The sequence below is a fragment of the Bacillus cereus group sp. BceL220 genome (assembly GCF_051776965.1).
GTDB lineage: Bacteria > Bacillota > Bacilli > Bacillales > Bacillaceae_G > Bacillus_A > Bacillus_A cereus.
This window is the reverse complement of record NZ_JBPWBC010000002.1, coordinates 131917-157444: the sequence shown is the minus strand read 5'-3', so window position 1 is coordinate 157444 and position 25528 is coordinate 131917. Positions and strand designations below refer to the sequence as shown.

Sequence of the window (25528 nt, the reverse complement as noted above, 5' to 3'; positions counted from 1 at the left end):
ATAAATTACAATTACTACTATTTTACCAAACTATGTATAAAAGAAAAATCATACAATATAATGTATGATTTTCTACTCTATTATTTAAAATACTTCTGATAATCCTCTTCATTTTTAAATTCGATCGGCCCAACATCCATTCGGAATTTTCCATTCTCGTACAAGAGTGGTGAAGCCTCTGAATGGTCTTTTGAGTAGCTTTCTACATGTGAAATTTTCATCTCATTTGAATTCGTGAAATCAATATGAGCAATACACACCCAATAAGCATGGTCATTTATTTCTAATAACGGTGCTGTTACAACGCTTCCCATATGATTATCGACAACAGCCTTTGCCCTCATAGAATAAAAACTACCTACCCCATTGCCTACAGCACTATACGCAGCAAATAAAACATATTTCAAAGCTTCTGGTCGATAAATACGAATTGTTTCTTTTCCTGGCTCTTGCGAATCACCATCTAACACAATATATGGCGAGACTTTAGACGAACCTAGATTTTTATAATAAACCTTTCCTATTTCTCCATTCGTTGTTACGTAAAAACAGTATAAGTCTAAATCTTTATTTGTTTCCCATTCTAAAGTAGCTGTTACCATTTTAGATTTTTGTATATTTATAGATTGTTTTTTCTTCAATTCAACCTTCACTACATTAATAGTTGTTTGTACTGGAGGCGGAGTAGGAACTATTTTCTTCTCTACAGGGGGAACAGTTTGTTTTTCATCATCTGCGATTTCTATCCCAAAATTTTTACATAATGCAGCTAACCCACCAAAATAGCCAGCTCCAATAGGATTGAATTTCCATCCTCCCCCATGTCGATACAGCTCTCCAACAATAATGGCACTTTCATCTGTAAATGGATACGTGATAGGAAAATGAATAATTTCTAATCCTGATTGTGCGTTGTTTATTTTCAATTGAATATGGGAAACATCTCGTAGCGCCTGTTTCTTCTCTTCAGCATTATGAATTGTAATCGAAAATACAACCTTTTGTACCTCATCTTTTATATGAGTAAAATCTATCGAAAATCTTTGTTTACTTCCATTTGCGATACTTTGATTTAATTGAACAGATCGACAACTAGAATAAGGTTGTCCATAAAAAACGAAATCCTCTTCTTTAGTAATTTTCCCATTAAAACCTACTAAAAAAGCTGATGCATCTACATCCATAGTCATCGGGGCATTCCAAGTTAAATCTACCAGTAACCCTTTCATCTCTGGATGATTCTTTGTAACATCTATCTTTTGTCCCCTTACTAAAGTATGTATCATCATAATTCCCCCGTCCTACACCTTTAATGTTTTAACATTCAGTTCAATTATACTCCTCTTTAGATTTTCAAGGATATCCTCAAGATATTTCGTTCCTTAATACTTGTCCAAAGGAAGGTTTATCATAACTTCCAGCATGAATGTATAAATGCTCAGATGATCTTGTCATGCCTACATATAATAGCTTACGTAGTTTAATATCATTTTGTTCAAGCTCCATTCTTTCAAACTTGTCCACATCAACTAAAAAGACAATTGGTGCCTCAAGACCTTTTGATGAATGATATGTTGTTATAATTAAATGTCCTTCAGTAATATTTTTTGTAACTTTTACTTTTTGACGTATCTCACGATTTAATTTCTTTTGTATATTCTCACAATCTTTTCCTTCTCTACACAAAATTAATATATCTTCTGGCTTATAGCCCTTGCGCTTAATAAGCTCGTAAACTTTATTACTAATATCTTCATATGATCCTTCAATAAAACTAACTCCATCTTTCATTTCATTCTCAAAAGATAGTTCGCTCATTGGACAATAAAATTTATTTACTTCCTCTTCCAATCTCTTTTCTTGTTTCAAGAAATTAAGGGCTAAATCTATATGTTGACTACCGGCACGATAAGATTTCTTTAATAAAGAACTTCTCCCGCGCATATCAATACCTAAGCTCTTCCAACTATGATCTGAGTTGTTATAGATGCTCTGGAGTCTATCTCCTGCTAAAAATAAATTTATCCCAGTAACAGTTTCCTTTTGGTTATTAACATACGTATGTTCTTTACAAGACTTCACACATAATCGAATCCAATCATCTAGAAAGTCTTGGTATTCGTCCACTAAAACAGCATCATATGATGATTGAGCTCGCTGTATAGCTACTTCCGGCAATTCTTCATTCCACCACTTCACTGTATTTTTTTGGGGTACACATATACTTGCTGTATCTAGCGCAAATTTATGAAAAGTGCTAATATCTATATTCTCCAAGCGCACATTCATAAAAGCAAGATCAGCTGCTAAAGAATTCAATTTGTTCTCAATTTTTGTTTTTAACGATCTATTATACGTTAATATTTTTATTTTCCACTCTGGGTGTTCACGTACTAGATGAATTGCACGAGCTAGCAATAAAACCGTTTTCCCACTACCCGGAACTCCAGTTACCATATAGTGACCGTACGGTACACGCTTCGCGAAACGCTCTTGCTCTGCATCTAGTGCTGTAATTAATTCTTTTGTACTAATTTGATTATCGCTACAACTAACCTTAATTTCTGGGAATAATAGCGTTCGTATTGCAATAATTTCATCTTCTTCTACGAAACTAAATTCATTTTTAAATAATTGATTTATATTTACTGTACTTAACATATCAGATGAAATACACTGTGCTGGTGGCTGATTAAATACTTGATCTAATCCACTCTCTTCAATTTTATTAGAATGAAGATACGGAAATATAACGTTAGTATGTAATTTAAACTTTAATTCGTTCCGTTCATTTTTTAAAACATCTTGCAAACTAAATAATCTCTGTGCTGCAGTATGGTATAAGTTAGCTTTACAAAACGGATTATCTACCTGTTTCCCATCTGCTAAATCTATTTTTCTTCTATCCGCTCTACTAATGTAAGAAAGTTCCCAATCCTTCACTTCAAAGATTGTTACCCCTCTTTGTGAATCAATTAAAATAAAATCAGGTTCTAAATGTCTAATTCTTGGCTGAATATATAAATACGCTTCTCTTTGCACATCTTTATATAAAGACCGAACCTTTTCAAGTACTTTTCTCTCACCTGGAGTTAAGCTCGGCAAATCATTCGGTATAATATGTAAACCCACAAGAATCCCCTCTTTTTTCATATTATGCGTGTTTGTCATTCATATAAATTAAATATATATATAAACAAATAAATTGCAATAATAAAAAATGTTCAAAAGTTCTCTTTTACTATTAAAAATATTATTACACGCCATTCTCATTTTAAATTATATACTAAAATATAAGTTTTCTGGATTATTTTTCTATATCCAAAACAAAAAGACACTTTTCATAGTGCCTTTTCCATAAGTCTATACCTGACCTTTTGTATCACTAATTTCTCTTTTCTCGTTTGCCCTGACTAATTAACTTAATAAGTTTCTCTCGATTAATTAATACAACTCGATTCACTTTAGCGAGTTTGTATGCTGCAGCTGTAAATTCACTATTTGTAACAACCCATGTTTCATCAGCTTTATAAAATTCTTTTGCACTAACAATCTCCTGAACAGATTTAATTCCAACGTTATTCTTATAGCGTTTTGCCTGTACAATAATTCTTTTATCATTTTTTCTCAAAATTAAATCTGCACCAAAATCGTTAGATGCTTTAGTAATCTCTGTTTTATAACCCAAAGCTGGAAATAGACTTCCTAAATATTTTTCAAACTGGTGTCCGCTCATTTTATCAATATCATAAATTCCTGATTGCCGAAGTTCTCTTAGCTTTTTTACATTCACATACATATATAATAATATAATTGCTGCCGATACCATTACTATTGGTACTAAAAATTCCGGTTTCCACAACACCCCGAAAAACGTAATAACTAGTAAAGATCCCAGTATTGATTCATCTTGCTTTTTCTTTCGCTTAGCCATCTTAACTCCTTTTCACTCATAAACTATAATAATTATTTTAATAACCTAGATAAAATATCCCACCTAAAATAACTAATGCTATAGCACCTTTAATTATAGGTAGAATATCATCTGGTATATAAGATCTAATAATTACAAGCAGAGTACATATAATAAATATGACACCAAGGAGTATCCACCCGTCCCAAAGTACTTCTTTTAGTGATTCTGGTAACTCTATATTATTAACATCCATTTTATTTCCCTTTCTATCTTAACTTATAAAATTATAATAACGTATTATTTTTATAAAAGGAAATTTTTATATAAATATATACACTAAGAGTGATATCGATATTCTATAAATACAAAACACTAAAATTGCTTATCTCCTCTATCTCCACCAACAATCCCCCCATACCAACCACCACTCTCCTCCAAAAACCCCCTCGTCTCCCCACTATCCTTATAAAAACTCTCCCAACCCCGCTCCCTCAAAATCCCCTTCCAACTATCACTCTCAACCATCCTCTTAATCACACCATCCCAATAAGCAACCTCTTCCTCCGTCATATCTTTTGGGCCCATAATTCCTTTCCAGTGCTGGAAGATGACGTCGATTCCTTGTTCTTTCCACGTTGGGATTTCTGGTAGGCGGTCTAGTCGTTTTGGTGCTGATACGGCTAGTATTTTTATTTTGCCGGCTTTGTATTGTTTTTCGGCTTCGGATAGGGTCATGGTTGCGGCGTTTATTTGTTTGTTCGTTAGGGCGTTTATGATTTTTTCTTTGTTTTCGTAGACGAAGAATTGTAGTTCGGCAGGGTTTATGCCGAATGCTTTGCTTACTTGTACGAAGGATAGGTGATCGTCGTTTCCTAGGCCGGGGGCAACTCCGATTTTGAAGTTTTCCTTGTTTTGTTTTAGTTGTTCCATTAGTTCGTTTGCGTTATCTATGGTGCTGTCTTTTGATACGACAACGACTTCCCAGTCCGATGCGAGTGTTGCGAGCGGGGTGAAGTCTTTATATGTTAGTTTACTGTGGCCTAGTAGGTTGTTCGTTATGAGTAAGCTTGAGTTAATCGCCAGTACGTGACCGCCTTTTTGTTTCGTATATTTCCATCCGACATCACCGCTGCCACCTACTTTGTTTGTGACTGTGATTGGTTTTGTGAAGATTTTTTCTTCTGTTAGTGTTTTTTGCATTGCTCGCGCTGTTAAGTCCCATCCTGCTCCTGGAACGTTTGGTGCAACGATTTCTACTGTGTCTATGTTTACTGTATTCGTTTGAGATTTTTCCGAGGAACAACCAGCTATTACTCCTGTCATAACCCATATACATAGTAATAATCGTTTTTTCATAGTCCTCGTCCTATTCGGTACTTTCGTTCTGGTCGTCCGATAATGCCGTATGTGTACTCTACTGTGCATTCGCCGGTCGCTACTAAGTATTCTAAATATCTTCTTGCGGTTGTTCTGGAGGCACCCATTTGTTCTCCCATTTCTTCTATTGTAATGCCCTCTTCAAATCCTTTTATAATCCCTTTCACTTTTTGCAGTGTTAACGGATCCACACCTGTCGGTAAGTTTTTTATGTCTTGTGTTTGCGAAATGCCGAAGAAATTATCGATGAGTGTTTGATTTACTTCATTGTTACTATGTAATAATTGCTTCTTTCTTTTATAGTCTTCAATTGTGCGAACAAATTTTTCTAACGTGACTGGTTTTATAAGGTAGTTGCTTACGCCGTTTCGAATTGCTTTTTCTAGCATATAGTTTTCATTCGCCGCCGTTACCATAATGACGTCAACGCTTGGAAAGTCAGCATGAATTTGTGGTAATAAGTCTGGTCCGATTCCATCTGGTAAGTAATTATCTAATAGAAGCAAATCGATTTCTTCCTTTTGTAGTAGTTCTATCGTTTCTTTTGCGTTCAATGCTTTTCCGATCACTTTTACATCCTTTATTTTCAATAAAAACTCCTCTTGAATTTGCGCGACGCGGAAATCGTCTTCTGCAATTGCAACCTTCAACATATGTCCATCCCCCTGTTTGTCATGTACTTTCTTTCAATGTTTTCGGAAGGTAAATTGTAAAAATAGCTCCCCCATTTTTCTCGTTTTGAATTTCAATTGTTCCCTCTAGTAGATCTACCATTTCTTTCACGTTTGCTAGTCCGTAACCACGATCAGTTCCTTTCGTTGAAAATCCCTTTTGAAAAATGGTCGTTATTTTTTCTGCCGTTATCCCTATCCCGCTGTCTATCACTTCAAACACAATATCGTGCCCAATATCCGTAACAAAGAAGGAAACATTCTTTTCCTCTCGTTCATTCACTGCATCAAATGCATTATCGATTATGTTTCCAAGGATCGTAATAAGATGCGACACTTTTATATGGTCTGGTAACGGATGAAGCGCACTATCTCCTTCAATATGAAAATCAATTTTCTTCTCAGACGCTGTTCCGATTTTTCCTAATAAAATAGCTTGTACTTTCACATCGTGAATTTGATGAAATAAAATATGGTTTTGACTTTGATGAATGTTAGATTCTTGCTGGATAAATTCAATTGCTTCTCTGTAGTGCCCTAACTGAAGTAGTCCTGATAAGACGAAAAGCTTATTTGTAAATTCATGTGTTTGAGCACGTAAGTCCTCTGAATACTTTCTTACCTCAGATATTGTGTTCACAAGGTTTTGCAGTTCTGTTTTATCTCTAAAACTACATACAACGCCTACTGTATTATTATTTTCGAGTATCGGTGTCATGTTTAAAATAAATACTTTATCTTGAAATGCGATTTCTTGATCGGTTTCTAGCACTCTTTCCACATTAAAATTCGGTAAAACTTTTGAAATGTGCTGCTGCATATAATCATCATTTACATGAAGCATTTCTTCTGCTGAGGTGTTCATCATCGTAATAAAACCGTTTTGATCAATGGCGATAATCCCTTCTTTTATAGATAGTAGTATCGCACTTCGTTCCCGGTATAGCGCTGCGATTTCATTCGGCTCTAAACCGAGTGTATCTTTACGAATGCTACGTGCTAAAAGAATTCCACCAACAATACCGATTAATAATACAGCTAAAGAAAAGAGTATAATTTCTTTCGTTCTGCTCAATATGTTAGATTGAATACCTTTTATTAAAAACTCTACTGTCACAACGCCTACTACTTGATCGTAATCTCCGTTATGAACAATAATAGGTGCCTTCGCCATTAAAGCCGGGCCACTTGTACCATTTCCTTCAAGCGTATAGTATCCGCCAAAAGTGAGTGCTTCATAGTTATATGGATTGTTACTCTTTTTACCAATTAACTCAGAATTTGAATGGGAATACATAACCCCATAGCGATCTTCTATAATGACATAATCCGCACCAGCTTGCTCACGAACTTGTTCCGCAATGGATTGAATGGTACTTTTATGCTCGTTATATTGAAAAGCCTCTTTTATCGCTGGCATAAAAGAAAGAGATTTAGCCGTTTGCAGTGCTAACTGTTCTACTTGGCGCTTCGTATCAACGGACTGAATGTAAACAAATATTCCCGCTAATAGGAGAACGACAAATAAAATTAACGTAATAATTAAACTTACTATTTTCGTTTGTAGTGACACTTTGCGTGATTTCTTCATGCTTCATATCCTTTGATAAAATATTCAAAACTATCAATCTCCTTTTTCTATTATTATGACAAAACCGATAATGAAGCAACTATTAAAACTCTCCATGTACATAAAGTACAAAAAGAATAAAATTGTCATAATATTGAGAATTAATTCTATAGACAGTACAATTCAACTATAATGAACACGCTTTCATAACTATCATTTTATTACTAAGCAAGAGGAGGAATTAGTATGGCTCAAGTAAAATCAAACCGAGTCGCCGGCAATATTTTCAAAGGTTCCGTCGGTAATTTAATTGAATGGTACGACTGGTACGTTTACTCTGCTTTCGCTGTTTATTTTTCAGCAGAGTTCTTTCCTAAAGGCGATCCAACGAGTCAGTTACTGAACACAGCAGCTATTTTCGCAGTTGGATTTTTAATGCGCCCTATCGGAAGTTTATTAATGGGACGCTATGCGGATCGGCACGGACGCCGGGCAGCCTTAACGCTTTCCATTACGGTTATGGCCGGTGGTTCTTTAATTATCGCCTGTACACCGAGTTACGAAAGTATCGGTATTATGGCGCCAATTATTTTAGTTCTTGCTCGGTTACTTCAAGGGTTGTCACTCGGCGGAGAATATGGAACTTCCGCAACATATTTATCTGAAATGGCTAGTAGTGGACGCCGTGGTTTTTATTCAAGCTTCCAATATGTAACGCTCGTTGCCGGACAGATGGTTGCGTTAGGAGTTCAAATTGTTCTTCAGCAATTACTAAGCGAACCAGATATGAAAGCTTGGGGATGGCGTATTCCATTCATTATTGGAGCGATGGGTGCAGTAGCTGTATTATGGCTTCGCCGCACAATGGATGAATCGGAACAGTTTTCAAACATAAAATCACAAAAACGCGAAAGCGCAGGAACCATTAGCGCTCTTATGAAACACCCGAAAGCAGTATTAACAGTAGTCGGCCTAACACTAGGAGGCACTGTTGCATTTTATACGTACACAACATATTTACAAAAATTCATGGTAAACACAGTCGGCCTTCCGAAAGAAGTTGTAAGCTGGATTAACTTTGTCGCACTACTTATTTTCGTCGTACTTCAACCGATTGCAGGGCTACTATCCGATAAAATTGGACGCCGCCCACTATTAATGGCATTCGGTATTCTCGGAACATTACTAACAGCGCCGATCTTCTTCTTCATGGAAAAAACGACAGAACCAATCGTAGCATTTTTACTCATGATGGTCGGTCTCATTATCGTTACTGGTTACACATCAATTAACGCAATTGTAAAAGCAGAACTCTTCCCAACTGAAATTCGCGCACTTGGCGTAGGTTTACCATATGCACTAACAGTTGCGATATTTGGCGGAACAGCAGAATTCATCGCATTATGGCTAAAGAGTATCGGAATGGAATCACTATTCTACTTCTACGTAGCTGGATGTATCGCGATCAGCTTTATTACGTATTGGCGTATGGATGAGTCATCGAAAACTTCGCAGATTGAGGCAGAGCTTGGTGGTGGGGATAGTTTAGTTAATAATAAGTCTAGTTAAAGTTTATGTATTCTATGTTCTTCGTTTATCTGAACTCGATTTACTTTATCTAAGAAGGCATAATTTATTCATATATAATTTAAAAACCTTTGGATATTGGTTCTATAAACAAAAGATATGGCGATGTTGCAAGAAATACTCAATTAGAGCACCCTACAAATTACACTGAAATATATTGGTATCAACAAGGTAGAAAAAGACAATATACTAGATACACTTTGTATTTAATTCAATACATATTTCTAATAATATCCCCAGTAAGTACTCATGAACCTAAAATATATTGAAATTAATAAATAACTGAAATAACATCAAGAACTTGCAGATTTACAATATTAAATATCTATCAATATGATTTATTCTATTGATAGATATTTAATTAATTTTACACTTCAGCTAAGGCTTACAAGTATCTCGTATGACTTATCTCAAAATCCCTATTGATGTTAAATTTATTCATTTTTAAGACTAGAAACAAATTAATATAGTAAATTCACATTTTAGGGGTACTATCCCATCACCATCAAGCTAATATTTTAAAGTACTCCCAAAATAAAATTGTTAGCTCTCTACAGTTATTTATGTGAATTCAGCTCGTTTTTTGTTTTGGATGAAAATTATGTTTGAACTTGATAGCAATGTGGTGCTGCCCCTATTAGGCAAATTCGACAAAGAAAAGACACCCAAAGGTGCCTTCCTCCGACTTAAACCATCTTAATTTTATTGTGTTGTTATTATATAAGAAAAGAAGACATCGCCTAAGATGTCTTCTTTTACTTGTACACTTGGTGTTAAGAAGGTATTTATTGCTTAAAAACCATAAAAAAATATAACAATCATCGAGTAAACCTATTATAGCATCAATAAATAGAGTTTTTATATTCATTTTTACATATATATAGATTTATTTATGTTTTATATATATAGTTAAATTGTCTGTTTCTTGTTTTAATTCGTTTGTTTATTTTGAGTGCTCCAGCAATGGAGCCTTTTTTTATGCAATAAAACATTTTCTTAGCATTACTTAGTTGATCTATATTAACTTTACCCTCTTAATTATATCTATATTTTACCAAATAATTATATAGATAACCAGTTTTTTCTAATAATTTAGCGGATTGATAATTTTAATGTTAGTTGTTAATACTTATAGAAAAATTCATCATGCAATGAAAATTGAGAAATCAAGAATTATAAAAAACTTATAGTATCTTTGGGAAAAGTATATTTATAATTTGTATATTAATATGTTATAATTAAATTTCTAAAACTACCAAAAAAGGCCTGCCAGTAATGGTGGTCTTTTTTATACTGGTGAGATTGTACTAGGTTGAGCAAAAAAATGGAGCTGAAAAAGTTATTTCTAATGAGGATAGCCTTCTTATGATGAAGTTTAATTCAGTGAATCTGCAAGCAAACATAAAAGAAGGAAAAAATTACGATTTTACTTTACGTGGATATAGAGTACCTATACTTTCATGGTTTCCAAATTTAGATGGTGCCGAACCACAAAATTAGCACTATTCTTTAATAAAAAATCCGACTCATTTTTTAATGAGTCGGATTTTTTATTAAAGAGCTATTTCGTATTAATTTGTGCCATCATTTAATATGCTATTTTTAAATGATTTCCAAATTTGATAACTAATTATCTAAATTTCTAAATTCTATACCGCACTATCAATTAGACAATTATTAAATATATCTTCTATCTAAAACATCGTATTATCATTAGCTGCTTCACTTGGAATCTCTTGAATTACATCCCAGTGTTCGACAATCTTTCCATCCTTGATACGAAATATATCCACTATAGCAACTCCCTTATCTTGAGAATTAGTACGAGAGTGTACATGAAGAGCAACTGTATCCCCTTCAGCTACTACACGTTTAATCTCTGCAGAGGAATTAGGATTTTTAACAAAATCCTCCTTAAAGAAATCCATGAAGGCTTTTCGTCCATCAGCAACAAAAGGATTATGTTGCTTATAATCTTCGCTAACATATTTAGGGATAATATCGATATTATGTTTGTTAAAAACTTCATTATAGAAATCAACTACCATCTTTTTATTCTTTTCATTTTCTGTCACTTCTTTTGATACAGAAGCAACATTCTCGCTCTTTATTGAGTTTCCTTTGTTATTACCGGTGGAAGCTTGATATACCAAAGTCGAAACTACTCCTAAAATAAATACAGAAATAATTGTTATGATTAAACTTTTCTCTAATTTCATATATACCTACCTCTTCTACTTAAATAAGTTTTCTTCTATAAAAAGTTTGAAGAAGGAGAAACCTTCCCCAAAATGTAATGTCAGGGGTAATGTTAGGAATTTCATTTATCCTAGCCCCCCCTATACAAGACATATTAGAAACGATTAGCTCTAACTTAATACCTCATTAACAGTTGCACTGTCCACAATTTGAATAAACTTCTTAACCTTATCGTTCTCATCAAACTTATAAAGATGACAAAAATCTGCTACAAATGACTTCCCTGTAGCTTTATATGTTCCACTATATTTTCCATACACAATAACAGTATTGTTATTAAAAGTATAAATTTCATCTTTAGCGCTATAGTCATCCCATTCCGTGCCAAGACGTTCATGTACGTTTTTCACTACTTCATCTGGACCTATATAAGTACCTGCATATGGAAACCCAGCAGCTTCTGTCCAAGATACATTTTCACTTAAATACGTTTTGAACGCATCCAATTTCCCTTCGCCAGTTAACACATACGTTTCATGTAATAGTTTTTGATATTTATTCATATCATTAACCCCAAGGCATTTCTTTTGTTACAACTTTTGCACTTAATTCTAATACACCTTTATTTGCATAGTCTGGATATGCTGCTTCAAGTTTTGCCACAAAATCTTTTGAAGTTCCACTTTCCTCAGAAGCTTGAACCGCAGTTCTTAGATAATCCATTGTCGCAGTAAGTGCTTGATTATTTAGGGATTTTTCGATTGATCCATGGCTTGGTACAATTATGTCAGCATGTAATGCTTGTAACACTTTCAAGTTCTCAATCCACGCCTCCATCGCGGCTTTTGAGCTAGTATCCGCTAAGAATACATGTATTTCGTTAAATACATCAATACCACCAATTAATACTTTCAGCTCTTTATTAAATAAGCTAGTTCTGTAATGATCTAAGCCTACTAGTTCAAATGTTAACCCCTGAAAATCAATCGCTTTTTCTTTAAACACTTGAGGTAATACCACGTTACTTGGCGCATTTTCTCCAAGGGCGTCTTTCCAAACTTTTAATTTCCCTAAGACAGAATGAACGATATGTTCAACAGTAGACTCTGTAGCATACGCTATAGCTTCTGGGTAAACGGCTTTAATGCTCTCTAATCCAAAGTAGTAGTCTGGATCCCCATGAATAATAAAGATTTTATCTAGAGATAAGTTGGTTTTTTTCAAATACTCTACAATTTCTTTCGAATCAGATTGAGTAAATTTTGAGTTTATTAAAAATGCATGTCCTGCTTTCTCAACTAATGTTGCTGTGACCATAAAGCTTTTTTCGTCCGAACTAAACACCGTTAATTTCACATCTTTTTGATTTGTATCGATTGTTTTAAACATAGTATGTTATTCTCCTTTTGTTAAAGTTATTAACTAATTATCATATTTTTATCTTGTTCCGATAAAATCTCCCAATCCCATTTATCTGAAATTGTAATAGTACTGGCGAATATTACGGAGATGAATGTCAGGTGGCCTAAGATAACATGTTTGCTACTATATCCTAAATTTTCTTAATATAAATTTTTAAAACGTGCTTCAATTTTATCCGGCGTCATTACGCCACCACCAATAGGAATAATTTGATTATCCTTTTGTAAAAGTAATGAAGGATAACTATTAACACCCAGCTGTCGAACTTTATTGAAATCATTTTGGACATCTATTATCGTTTCTTGAGCGTTTAAACGTTCTAATACTTGTTCAGGGTCCAAACCATGCTCGATTGCAATCTTGCGATATGTTTCAGGATCACTCAGACTTTGGCCCTCATAATAAAACGCTTTTTGCATAGCCGAAGTGAATTCTAATAAACGGTCTGGCGCTAATGAGCGTAAAGCTGAAAAACCAATTGCAGCATCTTTCGAATTCATTTTAAAAGTCCCTTCCTCCACCAATTTTTGATATGAAGGACCAAATTCAGCACCTGTAAGTTGATTAATTCTTTTATTTCCTTCTTCTATATATGAGAAGTTTTTCATTGGTAAATTATCTAAAAATAACCCTCCACATAAAACCGTTAATGGCACTTCAGTGTGGTTTTTGTAAAATCCTTTAATACTTTCTGAAAAACCATAGCACCATCCACAATATGCATCCCATACGTAAATAAGGTTATCTTGTTTCGTCTCCATTTAAATCTCCTACCTTTTTTTTATTATCCAGCTCAACTAAATTTTTGGTTTATATAAGTACATCTTTTTATACCTTTTTCTTTTTTTAGATACCTTACTATATTTCCCCAAAACTAATATTTCCAAAGAAAGATCCACCAAGGTTTTTAACAAAAGATAACGTTGCACCTTATTGCCCCGTAACAGAAAATACTAAAGCTTAGAATATGCATTGATTTGAATGTGTTAGTAACTTTCTACACCGGGTGGCAACGTATGGACCACCATCCTTAATTAAATATATAAATCATATTTTTAGCAGATATTAGTTGTAACTAAATTGATTACATCTTTATGTAACTATTTTAGTTACAACTAATATAGAAGTCAATTCTTTTTTTCGAAAACATTAAATTTCTACATTAATCTACAACCAATCCCACTCTTTAAAAAAATATATCAACGATTATTCGATTATATCGATCGTAACTCCGAATATATCAACGTTTCGACACAACATATCGATTTACCGACAAATTTCGAGCGCGTTATCTCCTAAACTAACAACCAATCCCACATCAAGTTCACCTACAAAACCAAAAAAGTACCAGATCCCTCCATATCCACCAAGTTTCAAAAATGATGGATATAGAACCCATGGTAGCATTTTCACTCATGATATTCGTCCTCATCATTTTTATTGGCTACACATCCATTAACGCAATTGTAAAAGCGGAACAGCTGAGTTCATCGCATTATTGCTAAAGAGTATCGGAATGGAATCACTATTCTACTTCTACGTAGCTGGCTGTATCGCGATAAGCTTTATTACGTATTGGCGTATGGATGAGTCATCGAAGACTTCGAAGATCGAGGCGGAGCTTGGTGGTGGGGATACATTAGTTAATAATAAATCTAGTTAAAAAAGGCAACTTAAGGTGCCTTTTTCTCATTTGAATTTACTATTTGAGTAATCTAATCGTTTACCTTTGATCCTTAAATCCCCAACCGGAGACTAAATAGTTTTGCGTTTTGTTTATCGTAACGCGAATTGCCTTTTTCTTATCATTTTTAGAATAACCTTCTACATCAATAAAACCATCACGTACTCCATGTAAAATCTCAACTTTAGTAACTACAAGATCTATATTTTCTTTATCCTTCATATAGTTTATTGCTACTTTTGAAGCTTTATCTTGAGTAATATTTTTGTTGTACATTGTATAAGATATGTAGCCTATTATTAATAATAAAATTGTAAAAATGGCAATATTCACCTTTTTTCTCTTATTCAATATATTTCCTCCTTAAGAAGATTTATAATATAACTATAAATCTTTTTTGAGGAGATGGAAATATGGGAAGTTCAGTTTCAGATAAAAGCCTTTCCCATTTGGCTACTAGTAGTTATGGTGATGCTCTTACAGAAGTTGTAGAATTTGGTAAACAAAAAGAGATTTGGAAACCTGTAGAAATAAATGGTGCTGTTCTTCATAACTCAAATAATAGCTTTGATGCCACTGTTTACAAGAATGAAGAAACAAAACAAGTTGTGATTGCTTTTCGCGGCTCTTGGGAAGCACCTGATTTTTATGATGCAGATGTATTTGATGTTATGGGTAATCGTTTTAGAAAAAATCAAGATAGTTTGGAAAAAATGAATAGCTTTGACACTTCATCACTTCCTTTAACTGAACAATTTAATTTCGCTATGGCGAAAGAAAGAAAGCAAAAAATAGTTGCAGAAAGTCAATTTACTAATGCTGATGATTTAACAAAAGAAGTAAAGAAATATATGAAAGACCCTAAAAATGGGTTAGACGGATACCAGCTTACATTAACCGGCCATTCTCTAGGTGGTGGTTTAGGTGAATACGCTGGGGTTATGAATGATGTAGCAGTTGTTAGTTACGAAGCTCCAAATGTTATTGATTCATTACCTAAAGATAAAAAGGAAAAAGCCTTAAGGGGGGATTATAAAGATCAAATTACAACTATCGGAAACCCCAATGATACTGTATTTACTGGTTTTAGAGGAAATGATAATAAAAATAGAGGTCGTATAGGTCATTTATTTTATACAGATAAACCAGATATAAAAAATGATAATAGGATTCATGATGCAAGTAGTTATATTCCATTTTTACCTTTTTTAACAAATGGTTATAATACTGTTCGTTTTTTCATGGGTTTTATGGGACCAAGCTTTCATTCCATGGATAACCTTAGTCACGATAAATACGGTTATTTAAATATGCCGAATATGTACGATGGGGAGACAGGAGAGAAAATTCAGGGGTCCCCGCGCGCTGATGGGGTTACAATTCATTTAACAGTCGAAGAAGTTAAACAAATTACTTCAGATTTAAGAAGAGAAATTGATGATATTAACCAAAAGATCGTACAAGCAAGCAATAAAATTATTAATGTATTACAACAATCACCAGCTAGTGTTGATGGTAATTTAATTAATACACTTACATACGGCATTTATGGATTTCAAAGAGGGTATATGGAACGTATTCGTTCTGAGGCTGATTTCATAGAACAAAGAGCGGTTGAATTTGAAACTGTTGATAAACAAAACTGAAAAACGGGTGATCTTCATGAAAAATTATGATGTTATAGCACATGCTGCCGATGTAGTAGGTGCCAAAAATGATTTAGAATCGTGTATTTTAGAATTAGAAAATCACAGAAAAAATGTCAATGCCATAAAAACACTATTGGGACATAGCTGGAAAGGAAATACCGCTAAAGAAATTGAAAGAAGGTTAAGTGAAGTAGAGAAAGAACTTGTCTATAGAATTGATGAATTTAGAAAGATAGGAGATGATTTAGATAGATATAGAAGAGCAATGGATAGCTTCGCGAATCAATTCATGATGATGGGGCCTAAATATTAGTATAAAAACACCCTAATGTATCCATTTCTGACTTCGATAAATATATATAATCTTAGCTCTGCGCGCTTTGCTTATTTGTCATACTTAAGTCTAAATTTAACCTTACCAATATGAAGGTTATTATAAATTATGCATGTATAACTAATGTTTGTTTCATCTTACAAAATAATACGTACTACATATTGAGTTTATTTACTATAAAAAATGACTTAAATTCTAAAACATTTAATTTTGTAGAACCTGTCCCCTTTGATTACCGCATAATTCCATAGTGTTTTCTCCACCTAATTTTGGAGCACTGCTAATCAAAAATTTTTATTTTTGAACAAGAAGCATTTCGTATCTAATAATTCCCTTTGTTAGCTTAATGCCCATGTAAAACAAAAAGCACCAGGTCCCCCTAGTGCTCTCCCTCTAAAACAAATGACAAGCCACCTGATGCCCCTTCGCAATCTCAACCATCTTCGGTACTTCCTGTGCGCATTTTTCAGTGGCGAATTTGCAGCGCGTTCTGAATTTGCAGCCGGATGGTGAGTTTAGTGGGCTTGGTACTTCTCCCTCTAGGATTATTCTTTCTTTCCCAGTGTTTGTTGGATCTGGTTCTGGCATAGATGAGAGTAGTGCTTGTGTGTATGGATGTGCCGGTTTTGTGTATAGGTCTTCGCTGTCGGCAATTTCTACTATGTTTCCTAAATACATGACTCCGATTCTATCTGAGATGTGCCTTACCATCGATAGGTCATGTGCGATGAATAAGTATGTGACTCCTGTTTCTTCTTGAATGTCTTGCAGCATGTTTACGACTTGTGCTTGGACTGAGACATCGAGTGCTGAGATTGGTTCGTCACATAGGATAAAGTCAGGTTTTACAGATAGTGCGCGCGCGATGCTAATGCGCTGGCGCTGGCCTCCACTAAATTCGTGCGGGTAGCGATATAAATGTTCTTCTTTTAAGCCTACCTTTTTCAGAAGGTCTAAAATGATTTCTTTTTGTTCTTCTTTTTCGTAGGAACCGTGAATGTTCATCGGTTCGCTAATAATTTGGAATACGTTCATTGCCGGGTTTAATGATGCGTATGGATCTTGGAAAATAATTTGCATTCGTTTTCTATATTCTTTTAGTTCACTTTCTTTTAAACTTGCGATATCTTTTCCGTCGAATAAAACGTTACCTGAAGTGACATCGTGTAAACGAATGATGCTTCTTCCTGTCGTTGATTTTCCGCAACCTGATTCTCCTACTAAACCGAATGTTTCACCTTTTTTAATGGTGAAGCTAAGGTCATCGACTGCTTTTAATTGCTCTGTTTTCCTGCCAAATAGTCCTTTTTTAATAGGAAAATACTTTTTTAAGTTCCGAACTTCAATTAAGTTTTCTTCATGCATGTGAATCACCTACTGTCTTATCGTTTAACCAGCACATGGAACGTCTTTCGTTTCCGATTTCAAAATATGGCGGACGTTCTTTTTCACAAATGTCCATCGCATGCGGGCAACGCTCTCCGAATGGGCAACCTTGTGGCGGGTTTAATAAGTTTGGTGTTACACCTTGAATAGGAGCGAGTCTTTCTTTTACACCGTTCGATATTTTTGGCAGAGAGTTTAATAGCCCTTTCGTATATGGATGATTCGGCGATTGGAAAATATCAAGTACAGGTCCTTCTTCCATAATAAGCCCGCCATACATAACGATGACGCGCGTACAGTTTTGCGCGACAATTCCTAAGTCATGCGTAATAAGAAGTAACGCCATATTCGTTTCGTTCTTTAAGTTTTTCATTAAATCTAGTATTTGTGCTTGTATCGTTACATCAAGTGCAGTCGTCGGCTCGTCCGCAATAAGAAGGTCAGGGTTGCAAGACATCGCCATTGCGATCATAACCCGCTGCTTCATACCACCGCTTAGTTCATGCGGATATTGTTTTACCCTTTCTTCTGGCGACGAAAGGCCGACTTGTTTTAACAAGTTAATCGCGATTTGCTCTGCTTCTTTCTTTTTCACTTTTTGATGACGTATAATTACTTCCGTCATTTGTTTCCCAATTTTCACGACTGGATTTAGCGCTGACATTGGGTCTTGAGAGATAAGTGAAATTTGATTTCCTCTAATAGAACGTAATTCTTTTTCAGATTTAGAAAGTATGTTTTCATTATGAAAAAGGATTTCCCCTTCTTTCACTTTTCCTGGTGACGTAACGAGAGACATAACAGACTTCGCCATTACACTCTTTCCGCTTCCAGATTCCCCAACGATACCGACTACTTCTCCTTTATTTAAGCGAAATGTAACGCCGCGAACCGCTTCAACTTCGCCACTTTCTATGAAAAAAGAAGTTTTTAAATTTTTCACTTCTAGTAGTTTTTCAGACACGCTTCTCACTCCTTTCACTTAACACTTTAGTTTTCATGTCCGGCTCCTTTTGGTGCGAAAGCTTTCTTCAACGCTTCACCAATTACGTTAAAACTAAGTACCGTTAAAAGGATAAGGAATCCTGGGAAGAGCGTTAAATACCAAGCTTCACCAATATATCCTTGCGCATTGTTTAGCATGCTGCCCCAAGAAGAATCTGGTTCTCTAATACCTAAACCTAAGAAACTAAGTGATGATTCCATTAAAATCGATGTCGCAATCGTTAATGTCGCGGCGATAATAATGGTTGATAAAATGTTAGGAATGATATGTCTTACAATAATCATAAGTGATTTTTGTCCTGATACTTTTGCGTATAAAACGTACTCACGCTCTTTTACAGATAACGTTTCTGCCCTTACAATGCGCGCGGTGTCCATCCATGTTAGTAATCCGATAATAAGAACTAACGTCGTAATTCCTGGTTTTAAATACGCATTTAATAGTAGCATTAAAAAGAATGATGGAATTGACATAAGTACTTCAACAACTCGCATTAAAAAGTTGTCTAACTTTCCTCCAAAATATCCGCTAATTGTTCCGACTGCGGTCCCGATTGTAATAGAAACAACCATCGCAAGGAAACCGACCGCAAGTGAAACTCGTCCGCCATATAACGCTCTCGTTAAGTAATCCCTTCCGTAATCATCCGTTCCGAAAGGATGACTCATACTTGGTTCTTGTAAGCGATCTGGAATTGACATTTTACTAGGATCGTACGGCGATACGAATGCGAAAATTGATGCGACCGTTAAAACCGCAAGTATAATAACTCCCATTGCAACAAACTTATTTTTCGTAAAGCTATGTTTTATCGTTTGAAATCTCCTATTATTCATTCCAAATCACCCCCTCATTCGAATGCGCGGATCTACTACGCCATATAAAATATCAGCAATTAAGTTACCGAGAATTAACATGAATGATGATAGTAATGTAATTGCCATGATAATCGGATAATCAAATCTAAAAATAGCATTTACCCCAAGTGAACCAAGACCCGGCCATGAGAATACTGTTTCCGTAATAAACGCTCCGCCTACTAAACTTGGAATCGATAATCCGAAAATTGTAATGATCGGTATTAATACATTTCGAAGTACGTGATTAAATAACACCGTTTTCTTTGAAGCGCCGTACGCATATTGAATTTGTACATATTCTTCTTCTAATTGCTGAATCGTACTTGAACGAATATATCTCATATAAACAGATACGTTTTGGAACGCTAACACCATGCAAGGTAAAATGCCGTGTTGCACAATATCCCAGACAGAATCTTTACCTACGGTGCGCATACCCATACTCGGAAGTAGGTTCAATTTTAAAGAGAATAAGTAGACTAATAGTAGTGCAAACCAGAAAACCGGCATAGAAATACCAACGTATGAAATAAAGTTTACAATGCGGTCAAAGAACGAATTCTTTTTCACACCTGTAAATAGTCCAAGTGGTATTGCGATTACGAATGAGACGAGTAAAGATGATCCCATTAATCCAATTGTTGCAGGTAATCTTTCTGTGATAAGTTCCAAAACAGGACGATGATTTTGAAGTGAGTAACCAAAGTTTCCTGTTAAAATATTTTTTAACCATAAAAAATACTGCACGTAAATTGGTTGATCTAGTCCTAAACTTTTACGAATACGCTCAACATCAATTGGACTCATGTTTGGCGTAACAAAGTTTCGAACCGGATCCCCCGGCGCTAGTTTTATTAATAGAAAAGAAATAATAGAAATAACAAATAAAAGCGGAATTGCATTTAAAAGCCTCTTCGCAATTACTTTATACACAAACTTCCCCCCTCAAGCTAAAGAAGCTGATTTCCACCAGCTTCTTTATTGTTTCTTATTTCACTTCATAAATCTTAGATAGATCTTCAAACATTGTGACAGGAATTGCTTTCGCTTCTTTTAATCCATCAAACTTTTTATCTACTGCAATAACTGCTTTCGGATACGCGATTGGTAGATAAGGTACGTCTTCTCTAGCTGTCTCTTGAATTTTATGGTATAGCTCTGCGCGTTTTGTTTTATCTGTTTCAACTGCAGCTTCTTCCCATAACTTATCGAAATCAGCGTTTTTATATCGTGCATAATTGTATTCAGCATTACTTAAGAATAAGCTCTTATATGAATCTGGCTCAGGTCCCATTATGTAACCACCAAATGTAATATCATATTCTTTATTCTCTTTATCTAAGCCTTTTTCACTTGCCGCACTAGCATCTAATGCATTTAGTTCAACTTCTAAGCCAACTTCTTTTAATTTTTGTTGTGTATAAAGCGCTAAGCTTTCCATAATTTTATTATTCGTTACATACATCACACGTACTTTTTCCTTATCTTTCACGCCAGCTTTTGCTAATAAATCTTTCGCTTCTTTTTTATCATACTTATAGTCTTTAATATCTTTCGCATAATACATAGCGTCTGGCGTTAAGATTGAATTTGCTGGTTCTGCAAATTCACCCGAAACGAATGCTGAGTTAATCATTTCTTTTTTATCTAACGCATGCGCAATTGCTTGGCGCACTTCTTTTTTCTTCATCAAATCTGTATTCATGTTATAAGATAAGTAGAATAATCTACCTTCAGGGAATGTCACCATTGAGAAGTTCCCAGTGCTATCTAGTTTCTTAAAGTCTTGCGGCTCAATCATTTTCATGTTGATTTGACCATTTTGCAGTGAAACATTTGCTGTATTACGGTCTTTTACAACGCGGTATACGATAGAGTCTAATTTAGCTTTCCCACCTACATAATCATCAAATCGATCTAATGCAACGTACTCATCTGATTTATACTCTTTAAACTTAAATGGCCCTGATCCTACAGGCTGTAAGTTTTTCTTACTCTTCGCTAAATCTGCTTCCCCTTCAAATACATGTTTCGGAATTGGGAAGAAATCATTCATCACACCTTCGAAAGATGCGCTTACTTGTGGTAAAACGAATTGAGTGGTTAACTCATCTACCTTTTTCACCTCAAGCGGCTTTCCTTTAAAAATAAAGTTTTCACGACTTGAGCTATTTTGCTTCTCATCTAAAATAGATTGGAATGTAAATGCTATATCGTCTGATGTAATTTTCTTACCATCATGCCATTTCAAATTATCTTTTAATTTCAATGTCCACGTTAATTGATCTTCTGAAGGCGTAAAGCTCTCAGCAAGAACAAACTTTTTCTTACCGTCTTCCATATGATATAGCGGCGCATATAAAGCTTGCTGCACAGTTAATGACACACGATCATTCGCATAAAGCGGATTCATCGTATCTGGATTATCGCTAACACCAATCGTTAACGCCCCTCCATCTTTCGGAGTCCCTGATTTACTAGTGCTCGCTTGCTTCGAATCTTTTTCCCCTGAACAAGCAGCTAATGCAATAAATAATAGTAGGACAAATGGTAATACAAACAACTTCTTCTTCATATTTCGACCCCTCTCGACTATTTACACCTATAAGAAAACTCGGAATTAATACCGAGTTTTCTTATAGGTTTTAAATTACCACTACCGGTATGTATTGTCAAACTTTTTCGCAAAGGTAGAAAGTTTGTAATCTATTAATGCATTCTTGCGATTAACTATATTTATGCGGAGGAGAAAATAAAAAGACCACGAATAAGTAGCCTCATAAAATGGGTTAAAAAACTATCAACTTACAGAAAATCCCTCTAAAATGATTGTTTTATATGATCGAAAATGTAGAATGAAATTAAAGACAAAAAACACATTTAGGAGGTTATCATGACATTTGATGAATTAAAAAAAAATAAACCAACAACCTCATGGGTTGAGTATGATGAAGATGGGGAATTTTTTACTGAAGAAAATATAAGTGCAACAAATACAGTTCTTGACACTTACATTAACAATTTACAGCGATTAGGAGAGAATCCAACCGAAGTCGAAGTAATGCAAGTTGTTAAAGAGGTAGTTATTAAATTAAATGAATTAAATATCGAACATGACCATTTTATCGAAACAATGGAAAGAGAAGATCTCTATGAATTTATCGATACAGCAGCACGAATAGCTGGCTTAGAATCCGAGGAAGATATAACAGAAGAATGGCGTGAATGGTAAAAAGTTGCATCTCTAATAATTAGAGGTGCAACTTTTTCATATACCAATTGAATGAATGATTTGATGTCCGCGCAGAATTCATATATTTCAACATAATATTAAAAGGCTTCAATTATAAATACTAGCACACCCATCCCAACAAAAAAGACCACCAAAAGGCAGTCTCAAAACTGAATCTTATTCCCTACTCCTTGCTCCACCGCTTTCTCATACAAATACTTCGCAACGATAATATCTACTACCGCTAAACCAACTGATTTGAAAATAGTAATCTCTTCATCATTTTCGCGGCCAGCTTTTTCTCCGCTTATAATTTGACCAAGTTCAGCGTGAATGGCGTTTGCTTTGAATAGACCTTCTTTTATCGGAACTTGAAGGTCTCCTGTTTCGTCTAGTGCTGCTTCTTTTGATTCGACTACTACTTTGTTTGCTTTAGCTATGGCATGTGAGGGTAGTTCTTGCATGCTCGGTCTGAATGAGCCGACGGCGTTTACGTGGACGCCTTTTTGTAGTGTTTCTGAGAAGACTGGTGTGGTTGCGTTCGTAGTTGTGACGATGATGTCTGCTTCACGTACTGCTTCATTTGGATCCCTGTAAACGTAAGCAGGTTTACCAAATTTCTCTTGTATATGTTGCGCAAATGCATACGCTTTTTCTTCTGTTCGATTGTATAAAATGACTTTTTCGATATCTCTAACCGCAAATATTGCTTCGGCAATTCCTTTCGCTTGTTCGCCCGTGCCGATAATGCATAAAGTTTTTGCGTTATGACGAGCTAAATATTTTGTCGCTACTCCTGATAAGGCGCCCGTTCGGATCATCGTTAAGTACGATCCTTCTAGAAGTGCGAGCGGTTCTCCCGTTTGAAAGTCTGATAGCATCACAATCCCATTGATTGTTTTCTTTCCTATCTGTTTATTTTGCGGGACTACCGTTACTATTTTTACTCCAAGCGCCTCAAGCCCTTCCGCTACTGAAGGCATAATTAATGCCGTATTTTGCTCGTTCGCAAATGGTAATGAGCCCCTTATTGGTGTAATCGTTCTTTCTGCGGAAAATTCTTTTAAAGCAAGCGCCGCGTATTCAATAACTTCATTCATATTTACTAAGTTTCTTTGTTCGTTCGCGCTTATGACTAACATATCTTTCCACCCCCTCCCCTTATCCTAACAAAAATCCTCGATTCAAATCATCTCTCGGATCTACAACGAACTGATGAAATCCTGTAATAAAGGCATTCCCCGTTACTTTTGGAACGACAGCTTCATATGTATCTACTGCGGTTACGGATAATACTTCTCCCTGGAATTTCCCATCAGTAATGCATTCATGGATGAATACTTCTCCTTTTTGCAAGGTAGCTTTTTCAAAAAGAGTTGCGATTCTCGCGGAAGTTCCTGTACCGCAAGGAGAACGGTCTACTTGCCCATCAGCAAAAATCGTTACATTTCGTAGCGTAGCACCTTTGTCTTTCGGTTCATCTGAAAAGATAACGCCGTATATTCCTTTCAATCCTTCTTCAAGTGGATGTTTCACTTCCATTTTGCTCTCTATATAATGTTTAATTTTACCGCCCCACATTTGAATAGCAGATAAATCTTTGAAATCAACTTTCAAACCAAATTCTTTACAGTCTACAACAGCGTAAAATGCTCCTCCAAACGCGATATCTACTTGAAATTCATAGTTATCTATTTTAATAGGAACGTCCTTTTTGTATACAAAGGAAGGGACATTTTCAAATGATACAGATTCTACTTCACTCCCGTTATATTTTGCATACGCAATGACTTCCCCAGCCGGGCTATCAATAATGAACTTTTGTTTTTCCCCCTTCACTTCAAACATGCCTGTTTCAATTCCAACTGTAATAACAGCGATAATACCGTGACCACACATCGTACTCCATCCTTCATTGTGCATAAATAAAACACCAAAATCAGCGTGGGCACTTGCTGGCGGTGTAATGATACAACCGTACATTCCGTGATGCCCTCTCGGTTCATACATAAGAAATTCACGAAGGTAATCCAAATGTTCCATACAGTAGGCGCGTCTTTCCAGCTGCGTTCCTCCTTTTATTTCTGGCACTCCGCCCGTAATAATTCGAAGCGGCTCCCCAGCTACGTGTGCATCAATCGTTGTATATATTTTACTAACCTTCATTTCGATCTCTCCCCTATACGTTGATACTCTTTTCATTGCAAATATCATGCCAACGCATAGGGTATAAATTTGTATGCATTTTTTAGAAAAACATACACTACTGTCTATTTTTTTATACACTGTCCAGAGGCTATGTTATGGGGGCCCCCTTGATACAACCAGTCTTATTATTTTCAATGTAAAGTTACTTCGCCCCCCAACATATACTGTTCAAAAGCAAAAAGGAAGTGATCCCATGTATTACGGAACAAAGGGCTGGTACGTAGCTGAACTTAAAAAATTAGGCGTGCGCTATCATGAAGGTCGAAAACTAGAAAGTTACCGCGGACACATATTACGCAATTTACTCATCGCACAACAAGAAAAATTAAAAGAACAGTAATAGACTCCTATCACAATATCAACTTATCGCCACCTGCAAACTGCCAATCAATCACACATCAAACTACACTAAAAAGGTCACCCAAAC

General features: G+C 35.3%; 23 protein-coding genes and 2 pseudogenes. 7 read left to right on the top strand and 18 right to left on the bottom strand.

Annotation, left to right across the window (positions count from 1 at the left end; genetic code table 11):
- Nucleotides 1-80: 80 nt before the first annotated feature.
- The 6 genes from ACS2FK_RS05635 to ACS2FK_RS05610 all read right to left on the bottom strand — a co-directional run bounded on the left by ACS2FK_RS05635 (nt 81) and on the right by ACS2FK_RS05610 (nt 7555).
- A complete protein-coding gene (locus ACS2FK_RS05635) occupies nt 81-1286 on the bottom strand; it encodes a TerD family protein (RefSeq protein ID WP_063546605.1) in 1206 nt (401 codons plus the stop codon).
- 79 nt (nt 1287-1365) lie between these two features.
- Nucleotides 1366-3132: a UvrD-helicase domain-containing protein gene (locus ACS2FK_RS05630; protein WP_080469737.1), complete on the bottom strand. Its 1767-nt coding sequence runs from the start codon at nt 3130-3132 to the stop codon at nt 1366-1368.
- A 253-nt stretch (nt 3133-3385) separates the two neighbouring features.
- Nucleotides 3386-3934 carry a restriction endonuclease gene (locus ACS2FK_RS05625; protein ID WP_016125572.1) on the bottom strand — a complete coding sequence of 183 codons (549 nt, stop codon included), beginning with the start codon at nt 3932-3934 and terminating at the stop codon, nt 3386-3388.
- 354 nt (nt 3935-4288) lie between these two features.
- Entirely contained in the window at nt 4289-5272 is a 984-nt protein-coding gene (locus ACS2FK_RS05620; protein WP_063546601.1) for a tripartite tricarboxylate transporter substrate binding protein, read from the bottom strand.
- Complete coding sequence (locus ACS2FK_RS05615) at nt 5269-5946, bottom strand: response regulator (protein WP_063546599.1); 678 nt, start codon at nt 5944-5946, stop codon at nt 5269-5271. Before ACS2FK_RS05615 ends, ACS2FK_RS05620 begins: the two co-directional genes overlap by 4 nt.
- 19 nt (nt 5947-5965) lie before the next feature.
- Nucleotides 5966-7555 (bottom strand): ATP-binding protein, encoded by a 1590-nt coding sequence (locus tag ACS2FK_RS05610; RefSeq protein ID WP_063546597.1) that lies wholly within the window; start codon nt 7553-7555, stop codon nt 5966-5968.
- A gap of 225 nt (nt 7556-7780) precedes the next feature.
- Here ACS2FK_RS05610 and ACS2FK_RS05605 point away from each other — a divergent pair, with 225 nt between their 5' ends.
- Nucleotides 7781-9103 (top strand): MFS transporter, encoded by a 1323-nt coding sequence (locus tag ACS2FK_RS05605; protein WP_063546595.1) that lies wholly within the window; start codon nt 7781-7783, stop codon nt 9101-9103.
- A gap of 85 nt (nt 9104-9188) precedes the next feature.
- Nucleotides 9189-9331, top strand: a pseudogene (locus tag ACS2FK_RS05600) (tyrosine-type recombinase/integrase); the annotation flags it as partial.
- 1484 nt (nt 9332-10815) lie between these two features.
- On the opposite strand, the gene ACS2FK_RS05595 reads toward ACS2FK_RS05600, so the two are convergent.
- From ACS2FK_RS05595 to ACS2FK_RS05580, 4 genes are all read right to left on the bottom strand, one after another.
- A complete protein-coding gene (locus ACS2FK_RS05595; RefSeq protein ID WP_063546593.1) occupies nt 10816-11340 on the bottom strand; it encodes a nuclear transport factor 2 family protein in 525 nt (174 codons plus the stop codon).
- Between the two features lie 150 nt (nt 11341-11490).
- Nucleotides 11491-11883, bottom strand: a complete 393-nt coding sequence (locus ACS2FK_RS05590; RefSeq protein WP_001046367.1) for a nuclear transport factor 2 family protein — start codon at nt 11881-11883, stop codon at nt 11491-11493.
- A gap of 4 nt (nt 11884-11887) precedes the next feature.
- Nucleotides 11888-12709: a hypothetical protein gene (locus ACS2FK_RS05585; protein ID WP_063546591.1), complete on the bottom strand. Its 822-nt coding sequence runs from the start codon at nt 12707-12709 to the stop codon at nt 11888-11890.
- 173 nt (nt 12710-12882) lie between these two features.
- Nucleotides 12883-13503: a DsbA family protein gene (locus tag ACS2FK_RS05580; RefSeq protein ID WP_000448622.1), complete on the bottom strand. Its 621-nt coding sequence runs from the start codon at nt 13501-13503 to the stop codon at nt 12883-12885.
- 630 nt (nt 13504-14133) lie between these two features.
- Between ACS2FK_RS05580 and ACS2FK_RS05575 the strand changes: the two are divergent.
- Nucleotides 14134-14405 (top strand): annotated as a pseudogene (locus ACS2FK_RS05575) (alpha-ketoglutarate transporter); the annotation flags it as partial.
- A 60-nt stretch (nt 14406-14465) separates the two neighbouring features.
- Here ACS2FK_RS05575 and ACS2FK_RS05570 read toward each other — a convergent pair.
- Complete coding sequence (locus ACS2FK_RS05570) at nt 14466-14777, bottom strand: hypothetical protein (RefSeq protein ID WP_001042355.1); 312 nt, start codon at nt 14775-14777, stop codon at nt 14466-14468.
- Between the two features lie 257 nt (nt 14778-15034).
- Between ACS2FK_RS05570 and ACS2FK_RS05565 the strand changes: the two genes are divergently transcribed.
- Complete coding sequence (locus ACS2FK_RS05565; RefSeq protein ID WP_000560057.1) at nt 15035-16072, top strand: lipase family protein; 1038 nt, start codon at nt 15035-15037, stop codon at nt 16070-16072.
- 16 nt (nt 16073-16088) lie between these two features.
- Complete coding sequence (locus ACS2FK_RS05560) at nt 16089-16388, top strand: hypothetical protein (protein WP_002093893.1); 300 nt, start codon at nt 16089-16091, stop codon at nt 16386-16388.
- 414 nt (nt 16389-16802) lie between these two features.
- On the opposite strand, the gene ACS2FK_RS05555 is transcribed toward ACS2FK_RS05560, so the two are convergent.
- From ACS2FK_RS05555 to ACS2FK_RS05535, 5 genes are read right to left on the bottom strand one after another with little or no spacing between them, the layout of a single operon-like run.
- Entirely contained in the window at nt 16803-17774 is a 972-nt protein-coding gene (locus tag ACS2FK_RS05555) for an ABC transporter ATP-binding protein (RefSeq protein WP_000544136.1), read from the bottom strand.
- Nucleotides 17767-18759, bottom strand: a complete 993-nt coding sequence (locus ACS2FK_RS05550) for an ABC transporter ATP-binding protein (protein WP_063546589.1) — start codon at nt 18757-18759, stop codon at nt 17767-17769. The genes ACS2FK_RS05555 and ACS2FK_RS05550 overlap by 8 nt, the downstream gene beginning before the upstream one ends.
- Before the next feature lie 26 nt (nt 18760-18785).
- Nucleotides 18786-19637 (bottom strand): ABC transporter permease, encoded by an 852-nt coding sequence (locus ACS2FK_RS05545; protein WP_001065285.1) that lies wholly within the window; start codon nt 19635-19637, stop codon nt 18786-18788.
- Nucleotides 19638-19643: 6 nt separating this feature from the next.
- The gene (locus tag ACS2FK_RS05540; protein WP_000278778.1) at nt 19644-20594 is read right to left on the bottom strand and encodes an ABC transporter permease; all 951 of its coding nucleotides are present in this window, start codon (nt 20592-20594) and stop codon (nt 19644-19646) included.
- Nucleotides 20595-20649: 55 nt separating this feature from the next.
- Nucleotides 20650-22236, bottom strand: coding sequence for an ABC transporter substrate-binding protein (locus ACS2FK_RS05535; RefSeq protein ID WP_000727717.1), 1587 nt, complete (start codon nt 22234-22236; stop codon nt 20650-20652).
- A gap of 318 nt (nt 22237-22554) precedes the next feature.
- Here ACS2FK_RS05535 and ACS2FK_RS05530 point away from each other — a divergent pair, with 318 nt between their 5' ends.
- Nucleotides 22555-22893, top strand: coding sequence for a hypothetical protein (locus ACS2FK_RS05530; protein WP_000141782.1), 339 nt, complete (start codon nt 22555-22557; stop codon nt 22891-22893).
- A 164-nt stretch (nt 22894-23057) separates the two neighbouring features.
- Here the strand turns inward: ACS2FK_RS05530 and ACS2FK_RS05525 are convergent, their stop codons facing one another.
- Nucleotides 23058-24035 (bottom strand): ornithine cyclodeaminase family protein, encoded by a 978-nt coding sequence (locus tag ACS2FK_RS05525; protein ID WP_063546587.1) that lies wholly within the window; start codon nt 24033-24035, stop codon nt 23058-23060.
- Nucleotides 24036-24054: 19 nt separating this feature from the next.
- On the bottom strand, nt 24055-25059 hold the full coding sequence (locus ACS2FK_RS05520; RefSeq protein ID WP_063546585.1) for a proline racemase family protein: 1005 nt from the start codon (nt 25057-25059) through the stop codon (nt 24055-24057).
- Nucleotides 25060-25165: 106 nt separating this feature from the next.
- On the opposite strand from ACS2FK_RS05520, the gene ACS2FK_RS05515 reads away from it, so the two are divergent.
- Nucleotides 25166-25441 (top strand): YflJ family protein, encoded by a 276-nt coding sequence (locus ACS2FK_RS05515; RefSeq protein ID WP_115609907.1) that lies wholly within the window; start codon nt 25166-25168, stop codon nt 25439-25441.
- Nucleotides 25442-25528: the final 87 nt, after the last annotated feature.